We start from the raw sequence: 9,479 nt of genomic DNA, 5'->3' as shown, positions 1-9,479 counted from the left end.
GCTCTGGACGCCGAGATCGACGGCAAGAAACTCACCGACCTGGAACTGTTCGACATGTTCCTGCTCATGATGCTGGCCGGCCTCGACACCGTCCAGAGCGTGCTCGCACAGTCGATGGTCTACCTCGCCCAGCACCCGGAACAATGGGACGCGATGTTCGAGACGCCGGACAGTCTCGAGCCCGCGATCGAGGAACTACTCCGCTGGGCGGCACCTGCCGTGCCGACACGCACCGTCGTCCACGATTCGGTCGACGTCGCAGGCATCACGCTCACCAAGGGCGAGCGCGTGCACTTCCCGCTCGCCGTGGCCAACCGTGATCCGCAGTACTACCCGCAGCCCGACGAGGTGAACTTCGACCGCGAGGCCAAGCCGCACCTGGCGTTCGGGCTCGGCCCGCACCGCTGCGTCGGCCTGCACCTGGCCCGCCTCGAGCTGAAGATCGCGTTCACCGAATTGCGGCGCAGGATACCCAAATTCGAACTCGTTGCCGGCGTCGAACCACACGAACATCTCGGCCTCGCGTGGGGAGTCGAGAACGTCCACCTCACCTTCCCCGCGGGAACGCGAGAAACAGAGGGATCCGGACGATGACTCGCCCGCGTGTTCCCGCAACCGTTCGGTCGCGGTCCTCGGAGCCTCGCTCGGCGGGTCGGTGCACGGTCGACGCTGGCGCGGGTGTCGGGGTGGCCGTGGTGGTCGATTCGACGGCGGACCTGACGATGGCCGGCGGCGAATACCTGCCCATCGCGGGCGACGCCGCAACCCTCCCGATCGCCATGGACCGGCAGGACGCGAATCCGTCGCCCGTGGTGCGGACGGTCGGTCACCCGGGTGCGGCGTGAGGTGATCGGAAGGGTCGGACACGGGGTTGTTGACGACCGCGACACCGATCACCTCGTCCGCGACGCGTAGGTCAGCCGATGAGCGCGGGCCGCTGCGTGTGAAAGCTGGTCGCATTCTGGAAGGCGATGGCCGCGTTCAGCAGGACGGTGTCCTTCCAGTATCCCGCCGTCATCTGCAGACCGATGGGCATGCCGTCCGAGCGGAGTCCGCACGGAATCGATATGGCGGGGATCCCGGCGAACGGCTGCACGAAGTTGTTGCGCGACACGTCCATCATTTCCGAGTGCTCGAGCTTCCCGAGTCGAGGTGTTGCGATCGGCACTGTCGGGCAGACGAATACGTCGATGTCGTCGAAGAGGTTCTCGAGGTTGCGAATGAACGACTGCCGGTACATTGCCGCCTCGGCGAACTGCGTTGCCGTGACCGACCGGCCGTGTTCCAGTGACATCACGACTTCGGGATCGAGATCCTCGGCGGGCCGATCGAGGTACTCGCCGTAGAGGGCGAAGAAGTTTGCCGTGACCATCGGATAGAAATGCGTACGGCAGTCCTCGGCACCCGGCACGTGCACGTCGGTGATCTCTGCACCGAGGTCGCCGAGGGTGCCGATGGCGGCGTTCACCGCTGCCAGGATCTCGCTGTCCACGCCGTCCATGAAGTAGTTGGTCGGGACGCCGATCCGGAGGCCCCGGAGACCCTCCCTGCCCAGGGCGAGGGTGTGGTCACGACGTCGGTCGACCGACGTCACATCGGCCGGGTCGTACGCGTCCATGGCGTGGAACAACCGGGCGGCGTCGACGGCCGTGCGTGCGAGGGGTCCCCCGACGGTGAAGGTTGCCACGCGAGTGGATGCGGTGCGGCGGTTGGAGAGGCGGCCCGCCGAGGGTCGCAGTCCGACAACACCGTTCAGGCTTGCCGGGATCCGGATCGATCCACCGGAGTCACTTCCGATCGATGCCGTCGCGATCCTCGCGGCGACGCCGGCGGCCGAACCGCCGCTGGATCCGCCTGCGATGCGGTCCAGACCCCACGGGTTCCGGCACGAACCGTGATGAACGTTCTGGTTCGTGACGGACTGGCAGTATTCCGACTGATTCGCCTTCCCCAGGATGACAGCGCCCGCCTCCTTCACCCGGTCGATGACGAAGCAGTCTTCGGAGGCCTGCGGCGCGTAGGCGAACGCGGTTCCATTCGTCGTCGGAGTACCCGCCACATCGAAGTTGTCCTTGACGGTGAGGGTCATTCCGTACAGCGGACCGGGCCAGACGCCGTTCTCGACCTGCTCGTCGAGTCGACGCGCTTCGGCGATCGCCTCGTCCTGACGAACCGTGATCAACGAGGTGATCTCCGGTTCGTACTTCTCGATGTGGTCGAGGCCGACCCGGACCTCGGTTTCTGCGGATGTGCTTGCTGTGGTGATCATCCTCGTACTCTGACCGGCGTGGAATCTCGGTGGCGAGAATGTCAGGAAAACGTGCGAGAAGGCCTCGGAACGTCCGAAAACCGGAGTATTCGGGTGCCGATCCGGCCATTACCTTGCGCGCGACCGCTGCCGGTCACGACCTGCTCAACGGCACCATGGGCACCACCGGTCCGGTGGCACGGCCCCTGTCGTCGAGGATGTGACCCACGTGCTTACGGATCTCCATGACCAGCGATCGATCCGCCACCCGCGCCCCGGGCAGGAGCTTCTCGAGAAGCAGTTCGAACCGGTGGACGTCGTTCAGGGTGCGCAACCAGACGGCCATGATGAGGTTGTATTCGCTGGCGACGAGCACCGCCAGCCGCACTTCCTCGATCCGGCCCAGTGACGTTCTGAGCCGTTCGACGAGGGCTGCGGGAACCTGCATGAAGTACCAGGCGTAGACGGGCCACTCGGAGTAGGTGCGGGCGATGTCGGTGCGCAGTCCCAACGAGCCGTCCCGCCGCATCGTCGCGATCGCGTCGGCCACGCGCTGGTTGCTGACTCCGGCCAACTCCGCGATCGCGGTCGTCGACGCGCGGCCGTCCACGCTCAGTTCGCGGTGGATCACGCGTCTGAGTTCCGGAGCGATGGTTCTCGCCGCGCGGGGACGTGGCGGACGTGACCGCGGCAGTTGCGCTACCTGCGAAGGCGACAACGTCCGCAGCCTCCAGTTCCCCGCCTCGAAGAGCACGTCGGTGATGAGGTGAGTCCGTGCTCGCCGAATGTCCGGGTACTCTCCGAGCCGGTGCAGCAGGAATCGTGAGGCCTCGCCCGAGTTCCGGGCGATCACGGTCAGCATGAGGTCACGACCACCTGCGGTCAGATCGATGCTGGACACCAAGGGATCTTCGGCAAGGATCCGGGCGGTGAGCGCCGCCTTGCCGGGAGTGCATTCCACTTCGACCAGCGCGTTGTGCCCCGCCACCTCTGCGGCGTAGCCGGTGACCCAGACGAGGCCGGCCTCGTGCAGGCGCCGGAACCGCCGCGACAAGGCCACCGGGTCGACACCCAGGATTCCGGCGAGCGACTTCCACGTCGCTCGCGGCTCGATCTGCAGTGCGTGCATCAGTGCGAAATCGACGTCATCCGGTTCGTAATCCTGCATTGCCTGTCCTTCGATCCGCAGACATGAACCCTACCTGCCGGTGTCGAGGACGTGGGCGACGGCGTTTCACGAGCCGACGGTGTCGCGCGCAGTCGCCTCGGAAATCTCGACGTCGCGGCGGCCGCGATCTGCGTCCAGGAACAACGCCAGCACCGCGATGGCGACACAGATTGCCGCACACGTCGCCCAGACGGCGTGATAGGAGCCCAGCGACGAGACGGTCTTGTCGACGCCGCCGACAGTGACGGTGGTCAGCATCGACGACATCACCAAGGTGAAGATCGCGCCCGCGATCGAGCCGGCCCCGGTGCGGGACGTGTTGTAGATGCCGGACGCGATACCGACCGAATCCGCCGGAGCACGGTCGACGATGACGGCAGGGACGAGTCCGACGAGGATTCCGATGCCGAAACCCTGAAGGAACAGGTACGCGGAAAAGACTGGGGCGCCGACCGGGACGACGATCATCAGCGCGTAGGCGCAGGCGGTCAACCCCGCCCCCAGAACAATGGCGAGGTGCCGGGCACTCGCACGCGCAATCCGGTCGCTGAGCGCGGAACCCAGGAACGCACCTGCGGCGTTGACGGCCAGCAGCATGCCTGCGAGGGAAGCGCTGACACCGAGACCGAACCCGTTGACGTTCGGATCGGACCGCATGAACAGCGCGGTCGGCGCCTGGGACCCGAATATCTGCGCTCCGATCAGCGCCGCGATCACCACCGGCAGCACAAGGCGTCCGCGAGCCATGACCGTGAAGTCGACGAGAGGATCGGTTACGCGACGCTCGACGCATACCCAGACGATCAGAACAACCGTGCCTCCCACGACCAGCGCCAGGATCAGCGGATGAGACCAGCCGAGACTGTTTCCGTTGGACACTCCGCTGAGGAGCGCCAGCAAACCGGACGCCAGCAGGATCGCACCCAGCCAGTCGACCTTCGCCCGGTTCCGCGCCGCGGTCTCGCGAACGAGGAAGCGGGCCGTCGGAACACAGACGAGCATCATCACGGCCGGAACGAGAAGGACGAGGGTGAGGTCCTCGACAGCCGTCATCATCGCTCCGGAGGCAAGGCCTCCGGCAAGGACACCGGCGGTGAGGGAGCCGACCAGGTAGGCAATGTTCCGGCCGGCCGTCTCAGGATCGCGATCTCGGACTATCGCGAATTCGAGTGGGAGGAAGGCAATCAGCGGTGCCTGGAGCACACGGCCCGCCAGGAGCAGTCCGAATGTCGGGGCCAACGCGACGAGCAGCGAACCGACGGCGACCAGTGCGGCGGCGAGCACCAGCATCCGACGGTGTCCGTAGATGTCGCCGAGTTTGGCGATGATCGGCACGAAGGCCACCGACGTCAACAGGAAAATCACATTGACCCAGTTCAGCGTGGCCGCCGACACGTCGTGCGCTTCTCCGATACTTGCGAGCAGCGGCGGATACCAGCCCTGCAGCAGTCCGCTGCCGAACTCCATGACGATGAGAAAGCCGACGACGGCGAAGGCTGCTGATTCAGCCCTTTCCGCGTCACGCGAAAGGTCGGCGCGCATGTTGCACTCCTTCAGGGAACGGACATCGGGACTCAGAAGATGGTCACCGCCAATACCGTCAAGTGGACAAAGCATCCGCAAACGCGGCCAAACTACCTCGCCCGATCCGGAACAGCTGCGCAACGGCGGGAATTTTCCGGACTTTCGGCACTGCGGCCGCCGACGCCGGGTTCAGCCGGACGAGTAGCCGCCCCGCCCTTGCACCCATCGGTATTTTTGAGCCATACTTTCTCATAACTTGTCGGAACGACGGTAGGAGAAAATATCGTGGCCCTGAAGTTGCTCAGCCCGCTGCGCGTCGGCAAAGTCGACGCTGCCAACAGAGTTTTCATGGCACCGTGCACCAGACTCCGCGCCGACCTCGACCAGACCCCGACACCGATCATGGCGGAGTACTACGCGCAACGCGCCGGTGCGGGAATCATCATCACCGAGGGCGTCAACCCCTCCCCGCTCGGACGGGGCGAGCACAACCAACCGGCGATGTACACCGATGCGCACGAAGTCGGCTGGGCGCCCGTGACTGATGCCGTGCACCGGGCGGGCGGCCGAATCTTCGCCCAGCTCATGCACGTCGGGCGCATCACGTTTCCCGAACTGCTCCCGGGCGCAGCCAACCCGGTGGCCCCCTCTGCCGTGCGGCCCGATCCCGGGTTCAGGGGCTACTCGATCCGGTGTCCGCGGCACGATCGACCGTTCCCGACACCGGACGCTCTCGACAGCGCCGGCGTGGCCCGCGAGATCGACCACTTCGTGGAGGCCACCACGCGTGCGATCCGCGCGGGTTTCGACGGCGTCGAGATTCATGCCGCCGGCGGCTACCTGCCCATGCAATTCCTCTCGTCGGCAACCAATCTGCGAACGGATTCCTACGGCGGCTCCATCGAGAACCGGTCGAGGTTCCTGATGGAGGTCATCGAAGGGGCGGGCGAACGAGTGGGCGCCGAACGCATCGCGGTGAAACTCTCACCGGGCTTCTACTTCAACGACGTCCACGACGACGACAGCACAGCCCTCTACAGCTATGTCTGCCAACGCCTGAGCGGGATCGGGTTGGCCTTCGTCGAGGTGTCGGACTACCGGGGCCGGCACTCCGAGGACGGAATCGATCCGATCGGCCTGGTTCGCCGCAACTACGACGGCGTCGTCGTGGCCAACGGCGGCTTCGACCAGGACTCCGCCGAGGAATTGCTCCAGTCGGGTGCCGCCGACGCGGTGAGCTTCGGTGGATCCTTCATCGCGAACCCCGACCTTCCGAAGCGATTCGAGACCGGCGCCCCCCTGAACGCGCCCGTACGTTCCACCTATTACACCAGCCCCACAGGACATTTCGAGGTAGGGTACACCGACTACCCGGCCCTCTCCGCGACGCCGTAACACGACTGCCGCGCCGCGATTTCGCGGCGCGGCAGTCGTGTTTCCCTGACCCGGATTCCGGGATCACATGTCGAGTCGGCCCTTGATGTCCGCGATCTCCGCGGCGATGGCCTGATCGATCCCGGCCTCGACCTCGGCCGCCGCCACGGCAGCCCCGGTGGTGCCCTCGGCGAAGCTGCGTTCGTCGAGGGGAGACGCAACGGTGCGCCGGTGCGTGAACTCGTCGAAACCGACCTTGCCGTGATAGGCGCCGTATCCGGATCCGCCGACACCGCCGAACGGTGCACCCGCGACCGCCTGGTGAGCGAAGATGTCGTTGCGGGTCACGCCTCCGGAATTGGTGCGGTGCAGGAAGGTCCGAAAGTCGTCACCGTCTTCGCCGTACCAGTAGGCGCCGAGTGGGGCCGGCCGGTCGTTGACGTAGGCGATGACTTCCGCCACATCGTCGTATGGATAGACCGCGATGACGGGCCCGAAGATCTCCTCCCCGGCGATGCCCGCGTGTGGCGGGACGTCCGTCAGGATCGTCGGAGGGATCAGCCTGCGCTCCCGCGAGGGCAGCAGGTCGGCCTCCTGCGGGTCGACGACCTGCTTCTTCGTCGCGCCCTTGGACACCGCATCGTCGATCAGCGCCACAATCCTGTCGTAATTGCGCGCATTCACGATGCTGACGGCGCCGGGGTTGCCGAGATACGTGGGGAATGCCTGCCGGAACGCCTCTTCGAGCTTCGAGACGAACACGTCGTGCCGGTCACGGGGTACGAACACGTAGTCGGGGCACAGGCATACCTGTCCGCTGTTCATCATGCGCCCGAGCGCGACGCGATGGGCCGCCAGGTCGAGATCGGCGTCGCTTCCGACGACGACGGGATTCTTCCCACCCAGTTCCAACGTCAGCGGAACGAGGTTCTTTCCGGCTGCGGTCGCCACCGCCCTGCCGACGGCCGGGGACCCGGTCAGCACCAGGTGATCCAGCGGCAGCTCGGAGAATGCTCGGGCGGTGTGCAGATCGCCCACGACCACCGCGACCTCGTCTTCACCGAAGTACTCGGCAACCGCGTCGCCGAAGACTTTTCCGGTTCGCGGGTGGAACTCCGGGAACTTCATGATCACCCGATTGCCTGCCCCCAGTGCCGCGAACGCCGGCTGGACGGTGAGCGTGACGGGGAAGTTCCAGGCTCCCATGATGCCGACGACGCCCTTGGGCTTCTGTTCGACGACGGCGGGCACCGGCCCGTCCAGTGGGACCGGCTTCATCCACTCGCCGAGGTTGTCCCGCGTTTCCTTGGCGTCGCCGACCCAGGCCAGGATGTCGAACAGCTTGGTCAATCCGGTGGGCCGCGTGCCGTAGTCCTGAGCCAGTGCCCGAGCGAGGTCGTCGGCGGCATCGAGGACGGCCAGCATCAGGCGGTCGATGCGGTGACGACGCGTCTGCGCGCTCGGAGGGCCGTCGCGGAGGAAGGCTCCGCGTTGTACGGCGACGATGCGCTCGAGTTCCTCACGGCTCACGTGCTCGGCTGTCGCGTCCTGAATGCCTGCAGTGGTCATCGTAGAAGTCCTGCCTTCCGTGAAAGTTAGTCGACGTCGACGAGTAGCCGGGTGAGCCGCAGCGTCGCGATCCGCCATTCGCCGTCCACGCGCCGGTACGTCTCGTGATAGTGGCCGTACCCGCGCATCGTCCGAAACGGCGCGCCTTCGCCTGCCCGGAGCACGTCCGTCATCGCCCAGGTCCCCTGGGCGGCTTCGGGCGAGAGGATCTCTATCTCGGGCAGGTATCCTTGGTGGGCGCTCACCATTCCGTCCAGGCTGGTGCGGATCAAGTCCACCGCGGCGTCGCGACCCGTCACCGGCGGTTCCTCATAGACCGCGCCGGGTGTGGTGGCCTCCATCCCACCCCGAACGTCGAACAGAACATCCTCTGTGAACACCGTCCGATACGACTCCCAGTCCTTGGTATCCATGAACCGGAAGTACCGCGACTTCAGTACCTTGATCTGTTCGATGTCGTCCAGCACTGTCACTCCAATCGGTCAGAATGCGTCGAGAGCGTCGTAGTCGTCGATGGCCGCGCCGATGCGGCGCAGCATCTCGAAGGTCAGTTCCTCACGCTGCATCGGCGCCATGTCGTCCGTCGGGACCAGCGTGATGGTCCAGAACGCGAGTGTGGTGAACAGTTGCTGGCGAATATTGAGCAGCGCATCGTCGAAGGTGATGTCGCGCACCCCCTTGTCGGCCATCAGCTCGAGGTACAGCCGCAGCAGGTCCAATTGCCAGTCACGGCGCTGCTCGACGGTGAGTGCCGTCGTCGTCGCGTACACGAAGTCGCGGCTCCAGTGCCCGACGGTGGCGATCTGCCAGTCGGTGAGGCCCATGCGGCCGTCATCCTGTCTGATGTACCAGTTTTTGAAGTGCACGTCGCTGTGGAGAAGCGTCTGCGGCAGTTCGTCGTGGCGCACCACCGACTTTTCGGTCGCCGGCCAGATCTCCGACCGGCGAGCGAACAGGCGAGCCGGGAGCACGGACTCGGCGGCCGCGAATCCTGCGTCGCACGCCTCCGGAAATCCGGGAGTCGCCGTCAGATCCGTCCAGAAGGCCGGCCACGTCTTGAACGGCAGAGCCTCGGTTCCCAGTTCGGCACTGTCGTAGAACCTGGAGTGCAGGGTGGCGAGCAACCGCACCATGTCTTCGGCCTGTGCCCTGGTCAGGATCGTTCGCTCGTCGGGAAACTGTGCCGTACCCGCGAGGTCTTCCATCATGATCAGGTAGGCGAACGTCTTCGGGTCGAATCCCGCGTACCACGTCCTGGGTACTTCGATGTCGAGCCGATTCCGCACGTTGGTGTAGAACTCGGCTTCTGCGCGCGCAACGTCGAGCACCGCGAGGATGACGCGGTTCTGGAGCTGCTCGGCTGCCTTGCAGAACACGCTGACCGGCAGCCCGGCCCTCGTACCCGCGTCGTTGTAGGTCAACGAGATCCGGCGCCGATTCGACGATCCGTCGTCGCGCGGGCCGAGTTCGAACGAGACCACCGCCGCGTCCGGTACCTCTCGGCAGAGTACGGCCGTGAGCCACTCCGGGGTCAGCACCCGGTACGACGTGGGTACCTCGTCGAATTCGGTGACCTGACGGTCCTGGGAGATCTCG

General features: G+C 65.7%; 8 protein-coding genes and 1 pseudogene. 3 read left to right on the top strand and 6 right to left on the bottom strand.

Features of this window, described 5'->3' with window-relative positions; all coding sequences use genetic code 11:
• Both MLGJGCBP_RS46175 and MLGJGCBP_RS53935 read left to right on the top strand, forming a co-directional pair.
• The coding region (locus MLGJGCBP_RS46175; protein WP_160095680.1) for a cytochrome P450 at positions 1-594 on the top strand (594 nt) is incomplete at its 5' end.
• Between the two features lie 77 nt (positions 595-671).
• A pseudogene (locus MLGJGCBP_RS53935) lies at positions 672-915 on the top strand (hypothetical protein); the annotation flags it as partial.
• Between the two features lies 1 nt (position 916).
• Here the strand turns inward: MLGJGCBP_RS53935 and MLGJGCBP_RS46165 are convergent.
• The 3 genes from MLGJGCBP_RS46165 to MLGJGCBP_RS46155 all read right to left on the bottom strand — a co-directional run bounded on the left by MLGJGCBP_RS46165 (position 917) and on the right by MLGJGCBP_RS46155 (position 4,958).
• Positions 917-2,269, bottom strand: coding sequence for an amidase (locus tag MLGJGCBP_RS46165; RefSeq protein ID WP_160095682.1), 1,353 nt, complete (start codon positions 2,267-2,269; stop codon positions 917-919).
• 133 nt (positions 2,270-2,402) lie between these two features.
• Positions 2,403-3,416, bottom strand: a complete 1,014-nt coding sequence (locus tag MLGJGCBP_RS46160) for an Lrp/AsnC family transcriptional regulator (protein WP_160095684.1) — start codon at positions 3,414-3,416, stop codon at positions 2,403-2,405.
• A 66-nt stretch (positions 3,417-3,482) separates the two neighbouring features.
• Positions 3,483-4,958, bottom strand: a complete 1,476-nt coding sequence (locus tag MLGJGCBP_RS46155; protein WP_160095686.1) for an MFS transporter — start codon at positions 4,956-4,958, stop codon at positions 3,483-3,485.
• Positions 4,959-5,225: 267 nt separating this feature from the next.
• Between MLGJGCBP_RS46155 and MLGJGCBP_RS46150 the strand changes: the two genes are divergently transcribed.
• Positions 5,226-6,335: an alkene reductase gene (locus MLGJGCBP_RS46150; RefSeq protein WP_160095688.1), complete on the top strand. Its 1,110-nt coding sequence runs from the start codon at positions 5,226-5,228 to the stop codon at positions 6,333-6,335.
• 63 nt (positions 6,336-6,398) lie between these two features.
• On the opposite strand, the gene MLGJGCBP_RS46145 is transcribed toward MLGJGCBP_RS46150, so the two are convergent.
• From MLGJGCBP_RS46145 to MLGJGCBP_RS46135, 3 genes are all read right to left on the bottom strand, one after another.
• The gene (locus tag MLGJGCBP_RS46145; protein ID WP_160095690.1) at positions 6,399-7,883 is read right to left on the bottom strand and encodes an aldehyde dehydrogenase family protein; all 1,485 of its coding nucleotides are present in this window, start codon (positions 7,881-7,883) and stop codon (positions 6,399-6,401) included.
• Positions 7,884-7,909: 26 nt separating this feature from the next.
• Positions 7,910-8,350 carry a nuclear transport factor 2 family protein gene (locus tag MLGJGCBP_RS46140; RefSeq protein ID WP_201453032.1) on the bottom strand — a complete coding sequence of 147 codons (441 nt, stop codon included), beginning with the start codon at positions 8,348-8,350 and terminating at the stop codon, positions 7,910-7,912.
• 15 nt (positions 8,351-8,365) lie between these two features.
• Positions 8,366-9,479: phosphotransferase family protein (locus tag MLGJGCBP_RS46135; RefSeq protein ID WP_160095692.1), on the bottom strand; the 1,114-nt coding region annotated here is incomplete at its 5' end.

This window comes from Rhodococcus sp. T7, from assembly GCF_009872365.1.
Classification (GTDB): Bacteria; Actinomycetota; Actinomycetes; order Mycobacteriales; family Mycobacteriaceae; genus Rhodococcus_F.
This window is presented reverse-complemented; position numbering and strand designations above follow the sequence as displayed.

Excerpts from the sequence above, each read along its gene's own strand:
- MLGJGCBP_RS46145 (WP_160095690.1), bottom strand. The coding sequence starts at position 7,883 with ATGACCACTGCAGGCATTCAGGACGCGACAGCCGAGCACGTGAGCCGT.
- MLGJGCBP_RS46160 (WP_160095684.1), bottom strand. The coding sequence starts at position 3,416 with ATGCAGGATTACGAACCGGATGACGTCGATTTCGCACTGATGCACGCA.
- MLGJGCBP_RS46155 (WP_160095686.1), bottom strand. The coding sequence starts at position 4,958 with ATGCGCGCCGACCTTTCGCGTGACGCGGAAAGGGCTGAATCAGCAGCC.
- MLGJGCBP_RS46165 (WP_160095682.1), bottom strand. The coding sequence starts at position 2,269 with ATGATCACCACAGCAAGCACATCCGCAGAAACCGAGGTCCGGGTCGGC.